This is a genomic window from Methylovirgula sp. (genome assembly GCF_037200945.1).
Lineage (GTDB): Bacteria > Pseudomonadota > Alphaproteobacteria > Rhizobiales > Beijerinckiaceae > Methylovirgula.
On sequence record NZ_JBBCGP010000001.1, the window covers coordinates 517,585 to 539,794 of the forward strand.

The 22,210-nt window shown below is 60.6% G+C and carries 19 protein-coding genes; 3 read left to right on the forward strand and 16 right to left on the reverse strand.

Features of this window, described 5'->3' with window-relative positions; translation table 11 throughout:
- Nucleotides 1-5: 5 nt before the first annotated feature.
- Nucleotides 6-1,298 (forward strand): glutamate-5-semialdehyde dehydrogenase, encoded by a 1,293-nt coding sequence (locus tag WDN02_RS02465; protein WP_337291998.1) that lies wholly within the window; start codon nt 6-8, stop codon nt 1,296-1,298.
- A gap of 115 nt (nt 1,299-1,413) precedes the next feature.
- Entirely contained in the window at nt 1,414-2,007 is a 594-nt protein-coding gene (locus WDN02_RS02470) for a nicotinate-nucleotide adenylyltransferase (protein ID WP_337291999.1), read from the forward strand.
- On the opposite strand, the gene WDN02_RS02475 is transcribed toward WDN02_RS02470, so the two are convergent.
- From WDN02_RS02475 to WDN02_RS02535, 13 genes are all read right to left on the reverse strand, one after another.
- On the reverse strand, nt 2,004-2,672 hold the full coding sequence (locus WDN02_RS02475) for a dienelactone hydrolase family protein (RefSeq protein ID WP_337292000.1): 669 nt from the start codon (nt 2,670-2,672) through the stop codon (nt 2,004-2,006). The two genes, WDN02_RS02470 and WDN02_RS02475, sit on opposite strands and share 4 nt — an antisense overlap.
- 2 nt (nt 2,673-2,674) lie before the next feature.
- Nucleotides 2,675-3,169, reverse strand: a complete 495-nt coding sequence (gene folK / locus WDN02_RS02480) for a 2-amino-4-hydroxy-6-hydroxymethyldihydropteridine diphosphokinase (protein ID WP_337292001.1) — start codon at nt 3,167-3,169, stop codon at nt 2,675-2,677.
- On the reverse strand, nt 3,166-3,996 hold the full coding sequence (folP, locus tag WDN02_RS02485) for a dihydropteroate synthase (RefSeq protein WP_337292002.1): 831 nt from the start codon (nt 3,994-3,996) through the stop codon (nt 3,166-3,168). The genes folK and folP overlap by 4 nt, the downstream gene beginning before the upstream one ends.
- 66 nt (nt 3,997-4,062) lie before the next feature.
- The gene (locus WDN02_RS02490) at nt 4,063-5,232 is read right to left on the reverse strand and encodes a WD40 repeat domain-containing protein (protein WP_337292003.1); all 1,170 of its coding nucleotides are present in this window, start codon (nt 5,230-5,232) and stop codon (nt 4,063-4,065) included.
- Nucleotides 5,233-5,289: 57 nt separating this feature from the next.
- The gene (locus WDN02_RS02495) at nt 5,290-5,670 is read right to left on the reverse strand and encodes a hypothetical protein (RefSeq protein ID WP_337292004.1); all 381 of its coding nucleotides are present in this window, start codon (nt 5,668-5,670) and stop codon (nt 5,290-5,292) included.
- Nucleotides 5,671-5,703: 33 nt separating this feature from the next.
- A complete protein-coding gene (locus WDN02_RS02500) occupies nt 5,704-6,684 on the reverse strand; it encodes a PQQ-dependent catabolism-associated beta-propeller protein (RefSeq protein ID WP_337292005.1) in 981 nt (326 codons plus the stop codon).
- Between the two features lie 15 nt (nt 6,685-6,699).
- Nucleotides 6,700-7,992, reverse strand: coding sequence for an ABC transporter substrate-binding protein (locus WDN02_RS02505; protein WP_337292006.1), 1,293 nt, complete (start codon nt 7,990-7,992; stop codon nt 6,700-6,702).
- Between the two features lie 105 nt (nt 7,993-8,097).
- Complete coding sequence (locus WDN02_RS02510; RefSeq protein WP_337292007.1) at nt 8,098-8,598, reverse strand: c-type cytochrome; 501 nt, start codon at nt 8,596-8,598, stop codon at nt 8,098-8,100.
- Nucleotides 8,599-8,815: 217 nt separating this feature from the next.
- Nucleotides 8,816-10,636, reverse strand: a complete 1,821-nt coding sequence (locus WDN02_RS02515) for a quinoprotein dehydrogenase-associated putative ABC transporter substrate-binding protein (protein WP_337292008.1) — start codon at nt 10,634-10,636, stop codon at nt 8,816-8,818.
- A 124-nt stretch (nt 10,637-10,760) separates the two neighbouring features.
- Nucleotides 10,761-12,632 carry a PQQ-dependent dehydrogenase, methanol/ethanol family gene (locus WDN02_RS02520; protein WP_337292009.1) on the reverse strand — a complete coding sequence of 624 codons (1,872 nt, stop codon included), beginning with the start codon at nt 12,630-12,632 and terminating at the stop codon, nt 10,761-10,763.
- A 413-nt stretch (nt 12,633-13,045) separates the two neighbouring features.
- Entirely contained in the window at nt 13,046-13,738 is a 693-nt protein-coding gene (locus WDN02_RS02525) for a DUF6134 family protein (RefSeq protein ID WP_337292010.1), read from the reverse strand.
- A 241-nt stretch (nt 13,739-13,979) separates the two neighbouring features.
- Nucleotides 13,980-15,479: a hypothetical protein gene (locus WDN02_RS02530; RefSeq protein ID WP_337292011.1), complete on the reverse strand. Its 1,500-nt coding sequence runs from the start codon at nt 15,477-15,479 to the stop codon at nt 13,980-13,982.
- Between the two features lie 107 nt (nt 15,480-15,586).
- Nucleotides 15,587-16,885, reverse strand: a complete 1,299-nt coding sequence (locus WDN02_RS02535; protein ID WP_337292012.1) for an adenylosuccinate synthase — start codon at nt 16,883-16,885, stop codon at nt 15,587-15,589.
- A 185-nt stretch (nt 16,886-17,070) separates the two neighbouring features.
- On the opposite strand from WDN02_RS02535, the gene WDN02_RS02540 reads away from it, so the two are divergent.
- On the forward strand, nt 17,071-18,972 hold the full coding sequence (locus WDN02_RS02540) for a KUP/HAK/KT family potassium transporter (RefSeq protein ID WP_337292013.1): 1,902 nt from the start codon (nt 17,071-17,073) through the stop codon (nt 18,970-18,972).
- Nucleotides 18,973-18,975: 3 nt separating this feature from the next.
- Here WDN02_RS02540 and WDN02_RS02545 read toward each other — a convergent pair whose 3' ends face one another.
- From WDN02_RS02545 to sdhA, 3 genes are all read right to left on the reverse strand, one after another.
- The gene (locus tag WDN02_RS02545) at nt 18,976-19,458 is read right to left on the reverse strand and encodes a lytic transglycosylase domain-containing protein (protein ID WP_337292014.1); all 483 of its coding nucleotides are present in this window, start codon (nt 19,456-19,458) and stop codon (nt 18,976-18,978) included.
- A gap of 72 nt (nt 19,459-19,530) precedes the next feature.
- Nucleotides 19,531-20,310, reverse strand: coding sequence for a succinate dehydrogenase iron-sulfur subunit (locus WDN02_RS02550; protein WP_337292015.1), 780 nt, complete (start codon nt 20,308-20,310; stop codon nt 19,531-19,533).
- 28 nt (nt 20,311-20,338) lie between these two features.
- A complete protein-coding gene (sdhA, locus tag WDN02_RS02555; RefSeq protein WP_337292016.1) occupies nt 20,339-22,168 on the reverse strand; it encodes a succinate dehydrogenase flavoprotein subunit in 1,830 nt (609 codons plus the stop codon).
- Nucleotides 22,169-22,210 lie beyond the last annotated feature (42 nt).

Below are 22,210 nucleotides of genomic sequence, written 5' to 3' on the forward strand. Positions count from 1 at the left end.
CAGATATGGACCTCAAACTGGTACGCAATGACGCGCCCGCCGATATCGGCGCCGTGATGCTCTCGCTTGGGCAGGCCGCCCGCGAGGCCTCGCACCTGCTCGCCCTTGCACCAGCCGAGGCCAAGAACAAGGCGCTGCTGGTCGCCGCGCAGGAAATCCGCGCCAAGGCGGCCGACATTCTCGCCGCCAATGCGCGCGACATCGCCGAGGCACACGCCAAGGCCACCAACGATTCCTTCCTCGAACGGCTGGCGCTCGACGCCAAGCGCATCGAAGGCATGGCCAAGGGGCTAGAAGAGATCGCCGCCCTGCCCGATCCTGTCGGGCGCCTTTTGCAGCGGATCGAGCGGCCGAACGGGCTTGTCATCGATCGCGTGGCGACGCCGCTCGGCGTCATCGGCGTCATCTTCGAAAGCCGGCCCTCGGTCTCGGCTGATGCCGGCGCGCTCTGTCTCAAATCCGGCAATGCCGCGATCCTGCGTGGTGGCTCGGAGAGCTTTCACTCGGTTGCACTGATCCACGCCTGCCTGCAGGCCGGCCTCAAAGCCGCTGGCCTGCCCGAGGCGGCGATCACCCTCGTACCGGTCAAGGATCGCGCCGCCGTCGGTGAAATGCTGACTGGTCTCGGCGGCAATATCGATGTCATCGTGCCACGCGGCGGCCAGAGCCTTGTGGCACGCGTCGAAGAAGAAGCGCGCGTGCCGGTCTTCGCGCATCTCGAAGGCCTCGTGCATATCTATGTCGATCGCGACGCCGACCTTACGAAGACGCTCGTCATCCTGCGCAATTCCAAATTGCGGCGCACCAGCGTCTGCGGCGCGGCCGAAACGCTGCTCGTCGATCGCGCCTGCGCCGCGACGCATCTTGCCCCACTCGTGACGATGCTGCTCGACGCCGGCTGCGCAGTGCGCGGCGACGCCACGACGCTCGCCGCCGATCCGCGCGTGACGCCGGCAACCGAAGACGATTGGTCGCGCGAATATCTGGACGCCATCATTTCGGCGCGCGTCGTCGATGGTCTCGATGCCGCGCTGGCGCATATCACGCATTACGGCTCGCATCACACCGATTGCATCATCACGGAAAATGCGGCGGCGGCGGAGCGCTTCCTCAAGGAAGTCGATTCCGCCATCGTCATCCATAACGCGTCAACGCAATTCGCCGACGGCGGCGAGTTCGGCTTCGGCGGCGAGATCGGCATTGCGACGGGGCGTATGCACGCGCGCGGCCCCGTCGGCCTCGATCAATTGACGACCTTCAAATACCGCGTCCACGGCAACGGCCAGATTCGAGCCTGAAAGCATCGGACCGAAAAGTGCGCAGCGGTTTTCGGATCAATCCGATGCGATTCAAAAACATGAAGGTGCTGGAACGACTCGATATGAGCGTCCCCAGCTCCAAGACGGCTTGATCATGTCGGCCATACTGCCGCCGCATGCGCAGGGGCTCAAAATCGGCCTGTTCGGCGGCACTTTCAATCCTGCGCACGAAGGCCACCGTGCCGCGAGCCTGCTCGCGTTGCGGCGGCTGGGCCTCGATCGCGTCTGGTGGCTGGTCAGCCCCGGCAATCCCCTGAAGGACACACGCGGTCTGCCGCCGCTCGATCAGCGTGTCGCTGCGGCCGCGAAAGTCGCTCGCGATCCGCGCATCGCCGTCACCGGCTTTGAAGAGACGATCGGCGCGCAGTACACCTATCAAACGATTCTATATTTGAAGGCGCGCTGTCGCGGCGTGCATTTTGTCTGGATCATGGGCGCCGACAATCTGGCGAGTTTCGAGCGCTGGAAACATTGGCGTACCATCATCGCCAACGTCCCGATTGCGATCATCGACCGTCCCGGCTCGACACTTTCAGCCACGCACGCACGGCCAGCCCAGATACTGAGTCGCTATCGTCACGGCGAAAGCGACGGTTTGATCTTTCCGCTCACACCGCCGCCGGCCATGATCTTTCTGCACGGGCCGCGGTCGGAATTGTCATCGACGGCCCTGCGCAGCGAACGCTAGACGATATTCTTCTCGAAGAATTCGAGCGTCCGTTCGCGCGCCAGCTTGGCGCTCTCCGGCTCGTAAGCGCTGCGATCGTTGCAGCTGAAGCCGTGACCGGCGGGATAGATATGGATCGTGATGTCGGGGTGCTCGCGACGAATCTTCTCTATATCCGCGAGCGGGATGCTTTTATCCTGATCGCCAAATTGCAGCATGACCGGGCAGCGCAATTGCGCCTTCGGCAAAGCGGCAATGCCCGAGCCATAATAGCCGACGGCTGCCACCAGACCCTCGACATGCTGGGCTGCAGCGAATGCGAGCGTGCCGCCCCAGCAATAGCCGACGATGCCGACAGGACCCGAAACGGACGCGGCTTCGACCGCCGCGGCGATATCAGCGAGCGTATCTTCTAATTTGATCTTGGCGCGAATGGCAACGCCTTTGGCGGCATCGTCGCTGCTATAGCCAATGTCGACGCCCGGCTCGACACGATCGAAGATCGCTGGCGCAATGACATGGTAGCCTTGTTCCGCGAAATCATCGGCGACGTGGCGGATATGGCTATTCACGCCGAAAATTTCCTGCAGGACGACGAGACCGCCGCGCGTTTCGCCATGCGGCACGGCCTCATAGGCACCAATCGTCACGCCGTCCTTGGCCGTCAGTTTAATCTGCTTGCCCATTATCACGAATCCCATTTTTCGATGTCGTCATGCGCGATCGCCGCGGCGGCCTCGGCAACCGGACGCCCGCCCAGCACCAGATCAGGCGCAATCTCGGCCAGGGGAACGAGAACGAAGGCGCGGTTGAACAGTTCCTTATGCGGCAGAACCAGACTATCCGACACAAGCGATTGTGTGCCGTAGAACAAAATATCGATATCGATCAGCCGCGGCCCCCAGCGCACCGTTTTGGTGCGGCCCATCTCCGCCTCGATGGCCTTGACGGCCGCGAGAAGCCTCTCTGGATCAAGCCCCGTGCGCGCGAGGGCACAGGCATTGGCGAACGGCGCCTGATCCTTATAGCCCCATGGCGCGGTTCTATAGATCGACGAAATTTTCGTAATTTCGATGACATCGCTTGCCCGCAGCAACCGCAACGCCTCGCGGACATTGCCCGGTGCATCGCCGATATTGCTGCCAAGCCCAAGGCCGATTTCTACGAAACCGGTCTCGCTCATAGCGCGGCTGCCGGGTTGCGTTCGATCGCATCAAACACTTTGAAGGCCGCGACATGTTCGGCGACGTCGTGGACGCGAAAGATCGAGGCCCCACGCGCCGCGGCAATGATATTCGTGGCGACAGTGCCGATCATGCGCTCATCGACGGCGGCGCCGAGGATCGGCGCGAACAGGCTTTTGCGCGACACGCCGACGAGCAGCGGCAGGCCGTAATCCTTGAAATGGTCGAGGCGGCGCAACGCGATCAGATTCTGATCCTTGGTCTTGCCGAAGCCGATGCCGGGATCGAGGATCAGATAATGACGAGGAATTCCGGCTTTTTCCGCCAGTTCGAGCGAGTGATCGAAAAAGCGCCGCATGTCGCTCAATATATCGAGCGCCGGATCGATGCTTTCGCGATTGTGCATGACGACAGCCGCCGCGCCGCCCTCGGCGACGACATCGGCCATCGCCGGATCGCGCTGCAGGCCCCACACATCGTTGACGAGGGCAGCACCCATCTCAATCGCGAGGCGCGCCACCGGGGCTTTCGACGTATCGATCGAGACGGGCAATGGGGTCGCCTTCACGATGTCCGCCAGCACCGGCTTGAGCCGCGCGAGCTCTTCCTCGACCGGCACGGGGACATGGCCGGGTCGCGTCGATTCTGCCCCGACATCGATGATGTCGGCGCCCTCATCGGTCAGCTTTCGCGCATGGGCAATGGCGGCATCGTGCGACTGGAACTTGCCGCCATCGGAAAAGGAATCCGGCGTGACGTTGAGAATGCCCATGATCGCCGATCGCGCGGCGATCAGAGCCAGGAATTGATCGCGTTTCTGCTGCATTGCCTTTCAATAGACGCGCGCAGGGCCGGCGTCGAGACGGGCGGCCCTGCGCGATACGCCCGCGCCCTATTTCGGTGCCCCCACAGCCGAGCCGCTGACACTCCAGGCACGCGCCGTCGTGTCGAACGAGGCGGTCAGCACGTGCTGGCCGTCGGGGCTGAATTTCGCGCGTGTGACCTCGCCACCATGTCCGGCCAGAACCTGCTGCGATGTGCCGCTCGCCGCGTCCCAGATCCGCGCCGTCGAATCGTAAGACGCCGTGGCAATGCGCTTATCGTCCGGGCTGAAGCTCGCCGACATGACGGCGCGGCGGTGGCCGAGCAAGGTGGCAAGCTTGGCACCCGATTTGGCGTCCCAAAGAATGCCCAACTTGTCAGTCGAGCCGGTCAATATCTTCGTCCCGTCATGGCTAAAGATCGCGAATTCGACGGCACGTTTATGACCCTGCAGAATCGTCACGAGCGCGCCTGTCTGCGCGTTCCAGACCCGCGCGGTCTTGTCGCTCGACGAGGTGGCAATCAGCGCGCCATCGAGGCTGTAGCTCACCCCCGTGACGATGCCGTCATGACCCGTCAGCGTGAAAACCAGCGCGCCGGTATGGGCATCCCAGACGCGAGCGCTGTGATCCTCCGAGCCCGTCGCGACCCGCCGGCCATCCGGACTGAAAACCGCATGCATCACCGGGCCGGTATGGCCGGTGAGCGTGGCGATCAGCGCGCCTGTTCCGGCATCCCAAATCTTGGCCGTCCCGTCGCGCGAGGCGGTGACGACGAATTTTCCGTCAGGGCTGAATTCGGCATCCTCAAGCGGGTCGGTATGGCCCGTCAATGTGAACAGAATCTTGCCATTCGCGGCGTCCCAGATTTTCGCGGTGGAATCTTGTGCCGCAGTCAATACGCGCGACCCGTCAGCGTTGAAACGCGCGGTGCGCACCGCCGCTGTATGGCCGCTCAACGTAATCAGCGAGACGCCGTTGGCGGCATTCCAGATTCGCGCCGTCTTATCGCTTGAGGCTGTAAGCGCACGCTTACCATCCGCGCTATATTCAGCGTCGGTAAGATCGGCCGTATGGCCGATGAACTGGATATAAGGCGGCTTGACCGGATCGGCCGCGCCGCGTGTGATCGTGAACGCAAAACCTAACGCAATAATACTACAGACAGATACCAGAGCACTCAAAGCACCGGAGATGTTGTGCGGCCCCCGGCGGCCGCCGACAGATTTATTATTGGACATTCGCTTGGTCCTTTTTGCTGGGACCTCTTTGCCACCTCGCCTTCGGTCATCGCCGAATTACGGCTTGGTGCAATTCGTCAAATCCTTCTTCTCGATAGAGAAAATCTTGCCCTCCACGACCTTGACGGACTTCGCCATGCAGACGGCGCCGTTTTTGTAGGTCATCCGGGCATCATAGGTGCCGCTCGCCACGCCGACGATCAGCAGGCGCTCGTCGTCATCGACCGAATCGTCACGATCGTTCTTGCATTGGTCGGGCCCCCAGGTCGTGGTGCCGGCCGGCGCAAGCTCAAATTTGACGATCGTATCGCCCGTCGTGTTCCAGAATTTTGTCTTCGGCGCGGCCTGAACATCCGGAGCGGCAAAGACAATTGCGCAAAGCGCCCCGACGGCGGCGAGACATGAAACCAGCGCGGGTTTCGATTTCTTTCCAGGCATTTTCCGTCCCTTGCGTTTTATTTTGCGTCAGTTCTACGGCCTGATCGTCAGTCCCCACGGAAGACGACCAACCGGCACCGATTTCAGCGGCCGCAACGAGGCGACATCAACAGCGGTGATGTCATTGCTCTCGCCATTGGCGGAATAGATGGTTGCACCGTCAGGGCTGAGAGCCGTGTGCCACGGACGCTGTCCGACAAGCACATAGCCGACGACATTATAGTTCGACGTATCGACAACACCGAGGCGATTGGCTTTGCCGAGACTGATGAAGGCCCGCTTGCCATCCTTCGTGAAAGTGATGCCAACCGGTGAAATCAGCTCGGGCCGCACACCCTGAACATCGAAATGAACGACGTTGAGAATTTTGAACGTCTTCGCGTCGATCACCGAAACGGTGCCGCCGACCTCGGATGTCACCCAGACTTTTGAGCCGTCGGCGGTGAACTCGGCATAACGCGGCCGTGAATCGACAAGCACATTCGCCAGAACCTTATAAGTCTTGGCATCGATGAAATGCGCCATGCTGGTCGATTCGGATGTCGCAACGACAAGGTTGCCGCTCGGATTGACAGCCATGCCCTCGGGCTCGACGCCGATCGGAATTTCCTGGATCGTCTTGCCGGTGGCGAAATCCATGATCGTGACGAGACTGTCGTCTTCGTTGGCGACGTAGAGAATTTTACCGTCAGGCGAAATGTTGAGGAGTTCCGGGTCGGACCCGGAATCGAACTTGCGCGTCACCTTGAACGTATTGGCATCGATCATGGCGATCTGGCCGTCATCGCCGAGGCAGACGACGATCGTCTTATGATCCGGCGTGATGATGATGCCGCGCGGACGCTGGCCCACATCAATTGTCGTCACGAGCTTCAGACTCGTGCTGTCAATGACCGAAACCGTGTTGTCCTTTTCGTTGGACACGAAGATCATCGCGGCATTCGCTCGGCCGATCGCCGTGAAAATCAAAAGAGCCGCGAGACCGAAGAAAAAGAATTCACGAATTTTCCGCATCGCCTGCCTTCGTCCTTATTTGAAGTGGCATTTGCTTTCCGGCTGGTCGAAGCCGAGCGTATCCGTCAGATAATTCGGATTCAAAAATCCTTCCTGCGGCGAAACCGAGACAAGATCGCGCGCGGAGGTCAACAAAACCGGTTGACGCAATTGCTGGTCCCATTTGCGGAAGTTCATCGATTCCGACTTGTAGCCCGCAACGCCGAAGCGATCCGACAGAAGATAGGTGCGCAGCGGGACGGGTTGAATCGTGTCCGTCCGTAAGATCGCTTCACCGAAAGCACGGATGCCGAGCCACGCGGAATAATCGCGCTCCGTCATGATGCGGCCAACCTTGCGTTCGAAGCGGTTCTGCAATTGCGTGCCGCCTTGTTCCTCATAGGCACGGGCCCAGGCCGTCGCGATCAGACCTGCCGTGCCGACGACGGGACGCGGATCCCAGGTGCGGTAGGGCATGTATTCGCCGAAGACCTGGCTTTCGTCGGCGACGAAAACAACGTCGTAAGGCGGCGCGCTCTGCGTGACGAGCGGCAATTGCTGCTGGACCTGTTGGTGGCCCGTGTCGGTGCGCCGCGAGCCCGCCGCATAGGTGTAAAAGCGCTCGTCGACGACCTTGGCGCCGAACTTATGCGCCGATTGCTTGACGTCATCCGCATAGGCAATGTCGGCGGGCTGTTTTCCTGAGACCAGCAGCCAGTTCGGCCAATGTTTCCAGACGAGATATTGTGCCAGCGCGTCGGTGCGCATGGCCGTGTTCGGCAGGAAATGGAACACGTTCGACCGGCATTGTTCCTGGCGCAGGCCGTCGTCGCTCGTGCGAATATCGAAAATGATCGCGTCCTTGGCCTCGGGCATATCCGCGAGCGCCAGAAGATCATCCTTCTCGAGATCGGTGATGATGAGTTTATGCGTCGCGAGCGCGGCGCGCGCCTTGGCTTTGAAGTCCGCATCGAGCGGCAGGATCATCTCGCTGAGATGATAATTCTGGTTCACGAAACGGCCGGTCTGCGCATTTTCCAAAAGCGCGATGCGGGCGCCCTGAATGCCTTGGTCGGTGACGACCTTGTCGACGAGCGACAGCGGCGGCGGCTCGTCATATTGCCGGCCGAGATAGAGAATATCGACGTTGAGAGAGGCTGGCGCGGCGGGCTGGGTCTGGGCTGGGCCCGAGGGAAGGGCCACTGGTTGCGCGACCGCGACGCCAGTGACGAAGGCGAAAGAAACGGCGCTGGCAGCCAGCGGAAGAAGCGATCGCCGATAGCAACGCGTTACGCGTCGAAACACGGTCAACACCGCCGCATGCTTCACCCGCGTCTCCCGCTACCTCTTATATTTTACTGGGAGAGCGGGATCGTACCCGCTCTCCCTCGCCGCGCTTTGGCGCTGGCAAACTTCGCTATGCGTTTTCCGCGATTATTGAGGATTAGCCTTCACGTTCGCGGCGGCTTGGATCTTGATCCAGGCGATGATCTTCCAGAGATCGTCCGCGTTGGTGATCACGCCACCCATCGGCGGCATCGGCGCAACGATATTTTCGGTCGCCTGACGCGTGAAGCCTTCCTTCTGAAGAGCGTCCGAACCGAGCGAGATCAGGCGGAACAGCGTGTCGTCCTTGTCGCCGTAAATCCAGACGCCGTTGGTGATCGGCGGGCACATGCCGCCGCCGCCGCCGTAACCGTGACAGCCCGGGCAGCCGAAATTGCCGAACAATTTATGACCTTCGTCGGCCAGCGCCTGGTCGTGCGCATCTTCCTTGGCCTGATAGGGGTTGACGAGAGAGCCGACCTTTGTCGCGTCCGTCGCCACTTTGGTCGGCGACTCGTTCGCCGTGTCGTCAGCACGCGCGCTGATCGCGAAAGTCAGGCCAAAGGCCAAACACAGGCCCACGACAACCTTTACTGCACCTTTGACCATAACCCCTCCTTGATCCTGCACGGCAGGACGTCTTCCATCGAATTCCCAGAAAATCCCGATCGCGCGAAAAAAACACCGGCGACGATGGGCCTTTTCCGCCAGCCCCGAAAAAACGTCAAGCGCTGCGTTTGCCTATCTTCTGTGCCAAGAACACCTTGACTTCATTGGAAGTTCAGCCCCTGAGGCACGCTGGACATAAGAACTGGAACAAATCCAATTACTTACCGTTCGATTGCTGGATCAAGCGGATAAGACTCACGACGGAATCGTTACCATTTTCGACGGCAAGATCGAGCGCTGTCTTTTTATCCGGCGTGCGTTTCGACGGATCGGCGCCCGATTGCAGCAACAGACCGACGACCGGCGGATTATTATGCGCCGCTGCCAGCATCAGCGCCGTGACGCCTGATTTGCTGACGGCATTGACGTCGGCCTTGTGTGCGATGAGCACGCGCGCGACCTGCAACGGGTCAGGATAATGCGCATCGCCTGAAACATTTTCGACCTCGTGCCGCCCGGCTTCGAGCGACAATTCTGTCTCCTGACGCCCTGCGGCGACCATCAACGGCGTCAAACCCATTGCGCCGCTTGGCGCGTTGATCGAAGCGCCGGCATCGATAAGCGCCAGAGCGGCCTTCATCTTATTTTCCACGATCGCAAAAGCGAGCGGCGTCGCGCCATCCGATGTGGCGGCATTCAAATCCGCGCCTTTGGCGGCGAGGATTTTGATCGTAGGAACATCGTCGAGATTAATAGCCTGGAGCAACGCGCTCATGCCATTCGCGTCCCGTGCATTCACTTTGGCGCCGCGTTCGATGAGCAGTTTCACGAGATCGGGATTTTGTGCGAGAACCGAATTGACCAGCGGCGTTTCGCCCTGATCGTCGGGCTTGTTGGGATTGGCGCCTTTGCTCAGAAGAAATGCCGCGCGATCGACCGAGCCCGCGGTGACGGCGTTACCGAACTCCTCGTTCACGTCGGCGCCGCTGTCGAGCCAGGACTGAAGCTGCTTCATCGTGACCGAAGACTTCAGCTCCGCTGGCGGTGTTGGCGGAAGCGCCGAATAAACACCATGCGCTGGCAGGTCGCCCTGGACGATGCAATCGCTGCATTGAACGAGCGGCACGCCGTAATCGCGCAGCACCTTCTCGATCGCGGCTTTGTTGTCCTCAAGCGCCAGATCGATCTTGTACTTGAGAATGCGGTCCGTCGTCGGCACGCCAAAGGCAAGTTCGTATTCCAGGGGAATCTGATCTTCCATCAGATTGATCGGCTGGATATTGATCGGCGCGTTTTTCATCACCTTGTAATAGCCCGCGAACGGCCCCCAGACGGCCGCGATGTCGAGCTTGCCATCGATAACCTGCTGCACCTGATAGGCTGGCTGATCCTCGGGATTGAGGTCGGCGTCATGGGTGATGGTGTGGACGACCAGACTCTTGTCCATCCCATGGTCGTGGAAAACCTGACGGATGGCGGAGGTCTGATAAACGCCGATCTTCAACTTCGCGAGTTCGGGATCTTCAAGACTCTTGAAATTGTATTTGCGGTCGGCGCGCGAGACGAGAACGAAGGTCGTCTTGTAAATCGGCTCGGTGAGCAGAACACCCTCGTAGCCGAGCGGCAAATCCATCAGCACGTCGCATTGGTCGTTGCCGAATGTCTCGCGCAACATGCCGCGCTCGATATAGGGACGCCAATAATATTCGGTGTGCGTATTCATCGCCTTGGCGAGGATTTCGCCAATCTTGTTCTCATAGCCCTCGAGCTTGTCATTCGAGAGCGGCATGTTGCCGGGGTCGCCACAAAGCCGCAAAGAATTGAGCTGGCGTTTGCGGGCTGCGGCCTTAAGGGCCGCACGATCGCCCGATGTCAGAGGTTGAAGCGCGTCCAGCTTGCTGAGAGCCACCGCGACGGCATGATCGAGGCGCGCCTCTGAATCCTTTGTCGCTGCTGCAGCGGGGGAAGCCATCAGGAGCATCGCGATGGCCGACGGGCACAGCGCCGAGGCGAGGAACTTGAGCAGAGCCAGTTTCATCTTGGGAGGCTTTCTCTTGGCAACTTTGTTAGCTGGATCGGGACTTAATCCAACACTTGGACCAAAATGCAAATGGCGCCCGAGCCGAAGCTCGGGCGCCATTCTATTTATGCCTTAACCGCTCTTACTGGTAGACGCGGAAGGTCGAGAGCATGCCGCCCTGCGGGATCATGGCAAGGCCAGTGGCCTTGGTCATGGCCGTCGCGCCGATCGCACCGAACTTGTCGCTGAGATCGAGGCCGGCCGTGACAGGCAGACCAATCCAGCCGCCGATACCCGAGAGCACGGACACATACTGCTTGCCCTTGACCTCATAGGTGATCGGGTTGCCGATGATGCCCGAGCCGAGCTTGCGCTGCCACAGGATTTCACCCGTGTCGCGATCGACGGCGCGGAAGTCACCGCCAAGGCTGCCGTAGAACACGAGACCACCGGCGGTGTTCACCGTGCCACCCCAGTTCGGATACGGATCCGGGATGTCCCAATCAGCCTTGCCCGTCAGAACGTCGAACTTCTTGAGACGGCCGGTCACGCCGGGCTTCTCAGGATACATATAGACGTTGGCGAACACGTAGACCGTGCCCTGCTGCTGGTAGGCCCGGGTCTGCGGGTTGTCTTCCATGCACCAGTTGTTGGTCGGCATATAGAACTTGGTCGGATCGTTCGGATCGACCGAGCCCGGCTGCTGGTCCTTGCCGCCCATCGCCGACGGGCAAGCCTGGGTATTGCGGCCGACCTCAAGCGGCGAATGCTCCGGCACCTTGATCGGGCGATCGGTCGAGAAGTCATACTTCTCGGCCCAGTTCGCCGTCACATACTTATGGGCGCGCAGCAACTTGCCCGTGACGCGATCGAGAACGAACTCGAAGCCGTTACGGTCGAAGTGGACGAGGCCCTTGACGGCCTTGCCATCGATGTTCGGGAAGTCGACGACATAGTTCTCGTTGATGCCGTCATAGTCCCACTGGTCGAACGGGGTCATCTGGAAAGCCCAGACCGCTTCGCCAGTGTCCGCCTTGCGGGCGAAAATGGTCATCGACCACTTGTTGTCCCACTTGCCGGCGTTACAGCCAGCCTGCGTCAGAGGCTTCTCGCCGCAGCGATAGCCGGGGCTCCACAGACCGGGGTTACCGGTCGAGTAGTAGACGTACTTCAGTTCCGGATCGTAGCTGTACCAGCCCCAGGCCGCACCGCCGCCGATTTTATAATTGTTGTCTTCGGGGAAGGTGTGGACGCCGAGATCGCCGGCCGTGTTGTCGTGGCGCAGGTTGTCTTTGTTGGTGTCAGCGGTGATGCCGACATCCTCGTCCGTACCGGTCGAGAACTTGTGCCAAACCACTTTGCCGGTTTCGAGATCATAGGCGGTGAAAGCGCCGCGAGCAGCGAATTCGTCACCACCGAAGCCAACGAACACCTTGCCATCCGCAATCAGCGGGGCCGGCGTGCCGTCTTCACCCTTGTCCGGGTAGTTGTTCTTGACAACCCACGCCTCTTTGCCGGTCTTCGCGTCGAGCGCGATCAGCCAACCGTCGAGGGTCAGGTAGACGATCTTGCCATTGCCATAAGCACCACCGCGGTTGACGGTGTCGCAGCAAGCGCGCGGAACAGCCGATTCATCACGATCGGTCTTCTTGACGTAGTTCCAGATCTCTTTTGGATTGTCCGGATCGCTCAGGTCGAGCGCCTGAACGATGTTCGGCCATGCGCTGAAGATATACATCGTCGGCGTGCCGTCGATGTCGACCACGAGCGGCTGACCTTCGTGACCGCGCAGAGCGCCGGTCGATTGATCCCAGGCAAGCTGAAGATGCTTGACGTTGTGGGTGTTGATTTCCTTCAGATCGCTGTGGCGGGTGAGCTGATTGTCAGCGCCCGGCGAGGTCCAGTAATTCTGGTCCCGGTCATTCCAGTTGGTGCCGTCGGCAGCGTAGGCGCCTGAATAGACCCATGCTCCCAAAAGCCCCAAACAGATAGGCATTACTTTGCGTAGTCTCATGCTACTTCCTCCCATGCAGACTGCATATTTTCGGCAACGGTTTCGTTGTGCAGCGGCGCGCAAAAGCGCGACCGTCGGCATGCGCGCCAAGGGCGCGACCGAAAATGTCGAGAAGTTGAGCTTGTAAGGCCTTGGCGGCCATCCTTACCCTGCTACGGAAGCTAATTTTGTCAGTCGATTCATAAGCCTGACGGCTAAAAATCGAAGCGGCTTCCGCGTTCTTATGGCCGCGAAATAAAGAACGAGATGCGCCGGAATGCCACGGGACTTCTTCCCGATCGGTTTCGGGAGCCTTTCCCGATCTCTCGGAAATTGTCGTTTCGCTGCGGGACAGCATAGATCGACGCAAATCTGCTGCGTCGCGAAGCAACCAACTCAATTATGCGGGATAAAGCGGGATGTTTTTCGAGTCGTCAGTTCGACTTCGTCGGCATCAGTTCCGACATGATGGTCGAGTGATCCGATCCGAATAATTTTATGCGGATGATCTTGTCGCCCAGAAACCAGATGTCGCGATCGAGGTCGCCCGAAATTTCATAATGCTCGGCTTTGATTTGATCGCCGTGGAACTCGATTTGCTCCTCGCCGAGATCCTTGACCTTGACTTGCAATTGGGCCGCGGAATCGGGATGCAGCAAGGTAGTCTGATCGACGAAATCCCTGCTCCACAGGCTCGCAAAAACCATATTGCCCGGCAGTTTGCTGTGGGCGCCGTTCACGTCGAGCAAAACCGCGTCATCCTTGGCAACGGCGCTGACATTGAAATGTTTGCCGTTATCATCCGTCACCGCTTTGTAGGAAACAAATTTTCCGCCGGTCCAGGTTTCCACCGCCGAGTGAGCAAAGTGATAAGCTTGGATGAACATAACGACGACAGAGATTTGGGTCTTGAATTTGACGACCGTGGTGTCGCCGGTCTTCTCGATCACGACGGTTTCGACGCCGATTTTATCGCCGTCCCGGGTCACGTCGAAGTCTCGCTCTTCCGTGGTCGGCGCCGCCGATGCCTCGGCGGGGGCCGTCGTATCCGCGAGACTCGAATGGGCGATAAAACTCAGCGGTAGGAGAGCGAGCAGACCGAGAAGAAGAGCGTGCTTTCCGGGCATAGATCTCTCTTTCGCAATGGACGCCATCTGATTGCCGGCAACAGTGGTTGACGATGCTCGACGCGGCGGAACTCGATTCGGCTTCCGACACGACTTAGCTTGGACTCTATTTCAATGGCAATCTGCCGAATTTCGGTCAATCACGCGTTGTTTCAGAAAATTTCTGCATTGCTCTCATGCCAGGATTATGGCGGCCGGCCAAATTCGTCCACAACCTCGCGGGTCGCGGACGGATTTTATTCTACTGACCCTGCCATGACGCAAAGGCGTCATTGATCGCGCGCGAGCCAGAGGCATTCTTCTCGAACGTCAGCTTGGCGATGCGGCCGTTGTTCAGCATGATCGGAATGTCGATCCACTCCAGTTTTTTCAGAAGATCGATATTTCCGGCCTCGGCGTCGCCGCGGGTCAAGCCGACAAGGAAGGAATTATCCATAATCGGCACGACCACACCCTTTAATGCCTCGCCGCTTGGACTGTCCTCGCTGCGCAATTGTGGCGCGCTGATTTCCTTGACGCCGCCGGTCGTGCTGCCCGCTCCGACCGCGAAAACGATCGTGATTGTGTGCGAAGCCGAGAGGCTTGGGTCGGTATTTTTCTGAATATCGACCGTGACCTTCAATTTGTCGTCGGGGACGTCGATGTCGGCGTGGACGGCCGTCGACAATGGCTGGCCCGGCCCGTTGCTGACGTTTTCGAGCTTCCAGACGACAGTCCCGACATAGGTCTTCACCTTATTCGGCTCGTCCGGCGCTTCGACGAGCAGCGCGGCGCGGTAAGCCACCGGCAGGGTTGTGTTTGAATCGGCCGGCTTCGGCGCCGCCGCCTCTGTCGGTGCAGGCGACGGGTTTGCGGGTGCGGGCGCGGGCTGAGCTTCGGACGACGCGGGCGCGGATGTCGCCGGCTGCGAGTCCGCGTCACCGGCGCGCTGGGTAATCTTGGTGCTGTTCGTGTCCGCAGTTTGATTTTGCGGCCGGTTGAAGGCCGTGAGCTGATCCGGCCGGTCGCGCAGCTTCCAGGCCGCGACCGCCACGAGGGCCACGAGCACGACCACGACACCGATCACGATCCAAAGCCGCCGGCCGGCAGGCGCATCGCCCAAATCCTGCTGCGGCGCGATCGGCCGCGCCGATTCGGGAAGCCGCATCCTTGGCGGCTCGGGCCGTGGCTCCTTGCCCGGTTCGCGCGCGGGCGGCACATCCAGCCTCGGTTCGCGGTTCGGCTGGCGCAGGGGCGGCGGCTCGGACGGCGCAATAAACGAAGGCGTCGGTGGCGGGACCGCTTCGATTTTTGGCTGTGACCGCCCGTTTGCCTCGCCGGCAGGCTCGTCTAACGCCGGAACGCCGTTCGCGCGGCGTGATCCGACTGAGGGTGCAGGCGGCTGCGATGAAGCGGCCGGTGTTTGCGGGCGCGGCGCGGACGCGGGCCTTGGCGGCGGCGTAAACGGCCGCGGCGCGGGACGAGCCGGGGTCTGGGCCACGGGTGGCTGCGTAGATGGTTGGACCGGAGGCTGGGGTGTGGGCGGCGCGACGCCGCTCAGCTCTGCTTCGAGCCGCGCAACGGCAGCATCGAGCGACTCTGTTTCGCGCGCGAGATCTGCAGCTGGCACCGGCGGCTGCAAATTCTGAAGCTGCCCCAACAGTGCCTTGCGGGCACGTTCGTAGACGGCCCGGCGCGTTTCGGGCGTGGAATTCGGCAGGCCGGCGATGGCCTTGGCCAGCAAGGGGTAATATTCAGCCATTGGCGTTCAGATCGTCTCGCTGTGTACGGCAAACCGAGGCGTAAGCATCATCTGTGGCGCAAATAGCACCGGCGGGCGCTTCAAACACAATTCCATAGACGCAAACACTAGCGGTCCTGAAAGGGATTATGAACCAGAATTGTGTCTTCGCGCTCCGGACTTGTCGAAAGCAGCGCCACGGGTGCCTCGATCAGTTCTTCGATCCGGCGGACGTATTTGATGGCCTGCGCGGGCAATTGTGCCCAGGAGCGCGCGCCGGCCGTCGTTTCCTTCCACCCCGGAATTGATTCGTAGATCGGCTCGAGCCGCTGCTGCATCGCCTGTGCCGCCGGCATGTGGTCGAATTTGACCCCGTCGAGCTCATAGCCCACGCAGACCTTGATCTCATCGAGGCCGTCGAGAATGTCTAGCTTGGTCAGCGCGATGCCATCGATGCCCGAGGTCTTCACCGCCTGGCGCACCAGCACCGCATCGAACCAGCCGCAACGCCGCCGCCGCCCCGTATTGGTGCCAAACTCATGGCCACGATCGCCGATCAGTTCGCCGATCTCATCATGGAGTTCGGTCGGAAATGGGCCGCCGCCGACGCGCGTCGTGTAAGCCTTCGCGATACCGAGCACATAGCCGATCGCCTTGGCCCCGAGTCCCGAACCTGTCGCCGCATTGGCCGCGACCGTGTTCGATGAGGTGACGAAAGGGTAGGTGCCGTGATCGACATCGAGCATCGCGCCTTGCGCGCCTTCAAAAAGGATACGCCGGCCGTCGCGGCGATAAGTTTCGAGCAGATCCCAGGTCGCGGCCATGAAGGGAAGAATTTTTGGCGCGACGGAAAGTACCTCCTCGCGGATATCGGCGGCCGAGACCGGCGGCATGCCGAGACCGGCGCGAAGCGGCGCATGATGCGCGAGCAGCCGCGCGATCTTCTCGTCGAGCGAATCCGGGTCGGTAAGGTCCATCAGGCGCAGCGCCCGGCGTCCGACCTTGTCCTCGTAGGCCGGACCGATGCCACGCTTGGTCGTGCCAATTTTCACGCCTTCGGTGATTGCCGATTCGCGGAAGGCATCGAGATCGCGATGCAGCGCCAGAATCAGCGTGACGTTTTCGGCAATCTTCAGATTGATGGGAGAAACTTCGACGCCCTGCGATTCGAGCTTGGCGATTTCGGCGACGAGATGGTGCGGATCGAGCACGACGCCGTTGCCGATGACCGAGAGTTTGCCGGGGCGCACGATGCCGGATGGCAAGAGGGCCAGTTTATAAGTCTGGTTGCCGATGACGAGCGTATGACCGGCGTTGTGGCCACCCTGAAAGCGCACGACGACATCCGCCTCGAGCGAAAGCCAATCGACGATCTTGCCCTTGCCCTCGTCGCCCCATTGGGCACCGACCACCACAACATTCGCCATTGCGCGCGCGGATCTCCCTAAAATCTCAAACAAAAACCCCGGCGCGACCTGCAACGGCAGCACCGGGGCTCATTGCGCCGACCAGATACACGAGGCCGCCTTTCGAGTAAAGGCGGGGCCGGGTCGGCCAAGAGCGCTGTCGCACTGCCCGTTATGAAAAAGCCATGTGTTTCAGTGATAGGCTGATGACCACCGGAATCCCGATCATGAATCCAGACCAGCGTCCCGACCCGCAGGCCGGTAAAAGCCTTGCCCGCATGGGCGTTGCCGCACTCGGCGTCGTCTTCGGCGACATCGGCACGAGCCCGCTCTACACGTTGAAGACCGTCCTTGATGTCACCGGCGGCTCCAGCCAGCATGCGGTGCTGGGCGTCCTGTCGCTGCTCATCTGGACGCTGATCATCGTCACGACGATTAAATATGTCTCCTTCGCCATGCGCATCGATAACGATGGCGAGGGCGGGATATTGGCGCTGATGTCGCTGCTGGGCATCAAGCGGCAGCATCGTCCTTACATTATCGCCATCGGCCTCTTCGGCGCGGCGCTCATCTATGGCGACGGCGCCATCACGCCGGCGATCTCGGTTCTCTCTGCGCTCGAAGGCCTGCAGATCGCGGCGCCGCATCTGCATAATTTCATCCTGCCGCTGACAGTCGTAATCCTTATCGGGCTGTTTGCCGCGCAGCCGCTCGGCACGGCGAAGATCGGCCGGGCTTTCGGACCGGTGATGCTGTTCTGGTTCATTACCATCGGCCTGTTGGGGCTTGCCGGCCTGGTGCGCCATCCCGCCGTGCTCGAGGCCCTGAGCCCGACCTATGCGGTGAGCTTTCTGTTTCATGGCGGCTGGACATCGTTTCTCGTGCTCGGCGCGGTTTTTCTCTGCGTCACCGGCGCCGAAGCGCTCTATGCGGACATGGGCCATTTCGGCGCCGGGCCGATCCGCCTGTCGTGGTACGCTGTGGTCTTCCCAAGTCTCATCCTGAATTACGCCGGACAGGCGGCGCTTGTGGCTTCGGGCGCCCCGACGCAGGACAATATTTTCTACCAGCTCTGCCCGCCGCAATTGCTGATGCCGTTTATCATCCTCGCCACGCTGGCAACGATCATCGCCAGCCAATCGATCATCTCCGGCGCTTTTTCGATGACCAAACAGGCGATCAACCTCGGCTGGTTGCCACGGCTCAAGATCACCCAAACCTCAAAGGAAGGTGTCGGCCAGATTTACGTCGGCACGGTCAACTGGATTCTGATGGTGGTGACGATCGGCCTCGCGCTCGCCTTCAAGAAATCCGACAATCTGGCCTCGGCCTATGGCATCGCCGTCTCGGCGACGATGCTGATGACGACACTCCTGCTCTTCATCGCCATGCGCGAAATCTGGGGCTGGAGCCTTGCGGCGGCCGGCGCTGTCGCCGCCGGTTTCTTCATCGTCGATGCAAGCTTCTTTCTCGCCAACATGACCAAGCTTGCCGAAGGCGGCTATGTCCCACTGGTGCTCGCGGCGATCGTCTATGGTCTGATGTATATCTGGCACCGCGGCATGGAGGCGGTCAGCTGGCGTATCGCGGGCTCCTCGCTTCCGCTCGTCGATTTCTGCGCCAATCTGCAGAAGAACAATATCGCCCGTGTGCCCGGCACCGCGGTGTTTCTGACGCGCGCGCAGTCCGCGACGCCACCAATCATCGCCTGGCACGTGCGGACCAACCGCAGCATTCACCAGCAAGTTATTGCCGTCACGGTCATCATGGAATCGCGATCCTACATCGCCAGCGCTCAGCGCGTCAGCGTCGAAGAGGTCTGGCCAGGCTTCTGGCGCGTCATCGCGCATTATGGCTTCATGCAGAGACCGAGCCTGCCGGCGCTTGCAAAAGTCGTCCAGCAGAAAGATCCGCGGATCGATCTCTCCGACGTCGTCTATTACATCGGCACTGAAACCGTCGTGCCGAGCAACGACAGGAAGAGTGCAATGCCGCGTTGGCAGGAAGCGATCTTCGCAGCCATGGACCGCAACGCCGCGCATCTCAGCGATTTCCTGCAATTGCCGCCAGACCAAGTCGTCGAAATCGGCCGTCAGATCCCGATCTGACGATCAGCGCGCAACCGTTTGCGGGGATGCAGGCTTCTCCAGTGTCGGCGAAGCCGCATTGCGCATCTCATTGAGCATGTGACGCCGTTTGGCAGTGTTATAATAACCCGAACTGTAAAGCCGCAGCGCGCGCGATTCACTGCCGCCTGATAGGCGATAGGCATTCGCGAGATAAGGCACGCCATAGGTCAGATTGACTTCCGGGTCGAGCAGGCCGCGCGGCGTGCCATGATAGCCCATGCCGCGCGCGGTCACATAGGTGATCTGCATGAGACCGTAATAACGCCGCGTACACGCCGCCGCGTTATAACCGCTCTCCTTGGCGATCAGCCGATGCAGCAAGTGTTCGGGAATACCGTGACGATGCGCATAACGCGCAATAAGCAGATCGAAGTTCGACGCGTGCGACTGCGTCGCCGCTGCGGCTGAACACAGCAGCGTCGCGGCGATGCCGACAATGATTGATCGAGGCAATGGCGAAGTCATCGCCGTACTTTGGCCCCGAGAATGGGGCCTCAACGCGGCAGCGCGAGCGTGGCTTTTAGTTACAAGACCGCATCAAAGCTGCCGCTCGATCATCAAATCCTTGATTTCGGCAATGGCCTTGGCCGGGTTCAAACCCTTCGGGCAGGCCTTGGCGCAATTCATGATCGTATGGCAGCGATAAAGCCGGAACGGGTCTTCGACATTATCGAGACGCTCGCCCGTTGCTTCGTCACGCGAATCGCTGATCCAACGATAGGCCTGCAAGAGAACCGCCGGGCCGAGATAACGATCGCCGTTCCACCAATAGCTTGGGCACGAGGTCGAGCAGCAGGCGCAGAGAATGCACTCGTAGAGTCCGTCGAGTTTGGCACGATCCGTCGGCGACTGCCGCCATTCCTTTTCCGGCGCCGGCGTCACCGTCTGCAGCCAGGGCTGCACCGACGCATGCTGCGCATAGAAATTGGTGAGATCGGGAACGAGATCCTTCACCACGCTCATATGCGGCAGCGGATAGATCGCAACCGCGCCATCGACTTCTGCCATCGACTTGGTGCAGGCGAGCGTATTGGTGCCGTCGATATTCATCGCGCAGGAGCCGCACACGCCCTCGCGGCAGGAGCGACGGAACGTCAGCGTCGGATCGATCTTGTTCTTGATCCAGATGATCGCGTCGAGAATCATCGGCCCGCAATCGTCGAGATCGACGAAATACGTATCGACATGCGGATTGAGCCCGTCATCCGGGTTCCAGCGATAGACATGGAATTCGCGCAGATTGGCCGCGCCCGCGGGCTTCGGCCACGTCTTGCCTTTGACGAGTTTCGAGTTCTTGGGCAACGCGAATTCAGCCATACCTGCGGCTCCTAATACACTTGATTCATCAATACACGCGCGCCTTGGGCTCGATGTACGCGATCTCATTGGTCATCGTGTAACTATGCACCGGGCGGTAATCGAGATCGACGGTGCGCTTTTCCGGATCGATCGATGCCAACGTATGCTTCATCCAATTCTTGTCGTCGCGGTCGGGAAAATCCTCGCGCGCATGTGCGCCGCGCGATTCCGTGCGATTGACCGCGCCGTCCATCGTGACGACGGCCTGGATGATGAGGTTGTCGAATTCCAGCGTCTCGATAAGATCGGAGTTCCAGATCAACGAACGGTCGGTGACGCGCACATCGTCGCGTGCCGCCCAGACCTCGTGGATCAGCTTCGAGCCTTCGACCAGTGTCTCGCCGGTGCGATAGACGGCGCAATTGTTCTGCATAACCTTCTGCATGCGCAGCCGCAGGTCCGCCGTCGGCGTGCCGCCATTGGCATAGCGGAAGCGATCGAGCCGGCCGAGCGCATAGTCCGCAGAATCCGGTGCGAGCTCTGGCTGTTTGGCGCCGGCGACGACGACTTCTGCGGCGCGCTTGGCGGCCGAACGGCCAAAGACGATCAGATCGATCAGCGAATTGGAGCCAAGCCGGTTCGCGCCATGCACGGAGACGCACGCCGCCTCACCGATCGCCATCAGGCCAGGCACGACGACATCCGGATCATCACCGCGCTTGACCACAACTTCGCTGTGAAAATTCGTCGGGATGCCGCCCATGTTGTAATGGACCGTCGGCAGGACCGGGATCGGCTCCTTGGTGAGATCGACACCGGCGAAAATCCGCGCGCTTTCGGAAATGCCGGGCAGACGCTCATGTAGCACCGCCGGATCGAGATGATCGAGGTGCAGATAGATGTGATCCTTGTTGCGGCCGACGCCGCGGCCTTCGCGGATTTCCATCGTCATGGCGCGCGAAACCATGTCACGCGGCGCGAGGTCCTTCACCGACGGCGCGTAGCGCTCCATGAAACGTTCGCCCTGGGCGTTGGTCAGATAGCCGCCCTCGCCGCGCGCGCCCTCGGTGATGAGACAGCCGGCGCCATAGATGCCGGTCGGATGGAATTGCACGAATTCCATATCCTGTAGCGGCAGGCCGGCGCGCAAGATCATCGCATTGCCGTCGCCGGTGCAGGTATGCGCTGAGGTCGCAGAGAAATAGGCGCGGCCATAGCCACCCGTCGCCAGCATGACCATCTGCGAGCGGAAGCGGTGGATCGTGCCGTCATCGAGCTTGAGGCAGATGACGCCGCGGCAGCGGCCTTCCTCCATGATGAGGTCAATGGCGAAATATTCGACGAAGAACTCGGCCGAATGCCGCAAAGCCTGGCCATAGAGCGTATGCAGCAGGGCGTGACCGGTGCGGTCGGCGGCGGCGCAGGTGCGCTGCGCTGGCGGGCCTTTACCGAAGTCCGTGGTCATGCCGCCAAACGGGCGCTGATAGATGCGGCCGTCCTGCGTGCGCGAGAACGGCACGCCCCAATGTTCCAGTTCGTAAACCGCGTCGGGCGCGTTGCGCACCAAATATTCGATGGAATCCTGATCGCCGAGCCAGTCCGACCCCTTCACGGTGTCGTACATGTGCCATTTCCAATTGTCCGGCCCCATGTTGCCAAGCGAGGCGGCGACGCCGCCCTGTGCGGCAACTGTATGCGAGCGCGTCGGGAACACTTTGGTGATGGCGGCGGTGCGCAGGCCCGCTTCCGAACAGCCAACGATGGCGCGCAATCCGGCGCCGCCGGCGCCGACGACGACGACATCGAAATCATGATCGACGATCGGATAAGCGCGTCCGTTGATGCCGGGCGCCGTGCCGGAGCCTTCAGCCGCCATTCCTTCCCACCTTCTCCGGCTCAGCCGGTCCAATTCAATAGA

Coding starts and splice junctions, on each gene's coding strand:
- WDN02_RS02465 (WP_337291998.1), top strand. CDS start 6: ATGGACCTCAAACTGGTACGCAATGACGCGCCCGCCGATATCGGCGCC.
- WDN02_RS02470 (WP_337291999.1), top strand. CDS start 1,414: ATGTCGGCCATACTGCCGCCGCATGCGCAGGGGCTCAAAATCGGCCTG.
- WDN02_RS02475 (WP_337292000.1), bottom strand. CDS start 2,672: ATGGGCAAGCAGATTAAACTGACGGCCAAGGACGGCGTGACGATTGGT.
- folK (WP_337292001.1), bottom strand. CDS start 3,169: ATGAGCGAGACCGGTTTCGTAGAAATCGGCCTTGGGCTTGGCAGCAAT.
- folP (WP_337292002.1), bottom strand. CDS start 3,996: ATGCAGCAGAAACGCGATCAATTCCTGGCTCTGATCGCCGCGCGATCG.
- WDN02_RS02490 (WP_337292003.1), bottom strand. CDS start 5,232: ATGTCCAATAATAAATCTGTCGGCGGCCGCCGGGGGCCGCACAACATC.
- WDN02_RS02495 (WP_337292004.1), bottom strand. CDS start 5,670: ATGCCTGGAAAGAAATCGAAACCCGCGCTGGTTTCATGTCTCGCCGCC.
- WDN02_RS02500 (WP_337292005.1), bottom strand. CDS start 6,684: ATGCGGAAAATTCGTGAATTCTTTTTCTTCGGTCTCGCGGCTCTTTTG.
- WDN02_RS02510 (WP_337292007.1), bottom strand. CDS start 8,598: ATGGTCAAAGGTGCAGTAAAGGTTGTCGTGGGCCTGTGTTTGGCCTTT.
- WDN02_RS02515 (WP_337292008.1), bottom strand. CDS start 10,636: ATGAAACTGGCTCTGCTCAAGTTCCTCGCCTCGGCGCTGTGCCCGTCG.
- WDN02_RS02520 (WP_337292009.1), bottom strand. CDS start 12,632: ATGAGACTACGCAAAGTAATGCCTATCTGTTTGGGGCTTTTGGGAGCA.
- WDN02_RS02525 (WP_337292010.1), bottom strand. CDS start 13,738: ATGCCCGGAAAGCACGCTCTTCTTCTCGGTCTGCTCGCTCTCCTACCG.
- WDN02_RS02530 (WP_337292011.1), bottom strand. CDS start 15,479: ATGGCTGAATATTACCCCTTGCTGGCCAAGGCCATCGCCGGCCTGCCG.
- WDN02_RS02535 (WP_337292012.1), bottom strand. CDS start 16,885: ATGGCGAATGTTGTGGTGGTCGGTGCCCAATGGGGCGACGAGGGCAAG.
- WDN02_RS02540 (WP_337292013.1), top strand. CDS start 17,071: ATGACCACCGGAATCCCGATCATGAATCCAGACCAGCGTCCCGACCCG.
- WDN02_RS02545 (WP_337292014.1), bottom strand. CDS start 19,458: ATGACTTCGCCATTGCCTCGATCAATCATTGTCGGCATCGCCGCGACG.
- WDN02_RS02550 (WP_337292015.1), bottom strand. CDS start 20,310: ATGGCTGAATTCGCGTTGCCCAAGAACTCGAAACTCGTCAAAGGCAAG.
- sdhA (WP_337292016.1), bottom strand. CDS start 22,168: ATGGCGGCTGAAGGCTCCGGCACGGCGCCCGGCATCAACGGACGCGCT.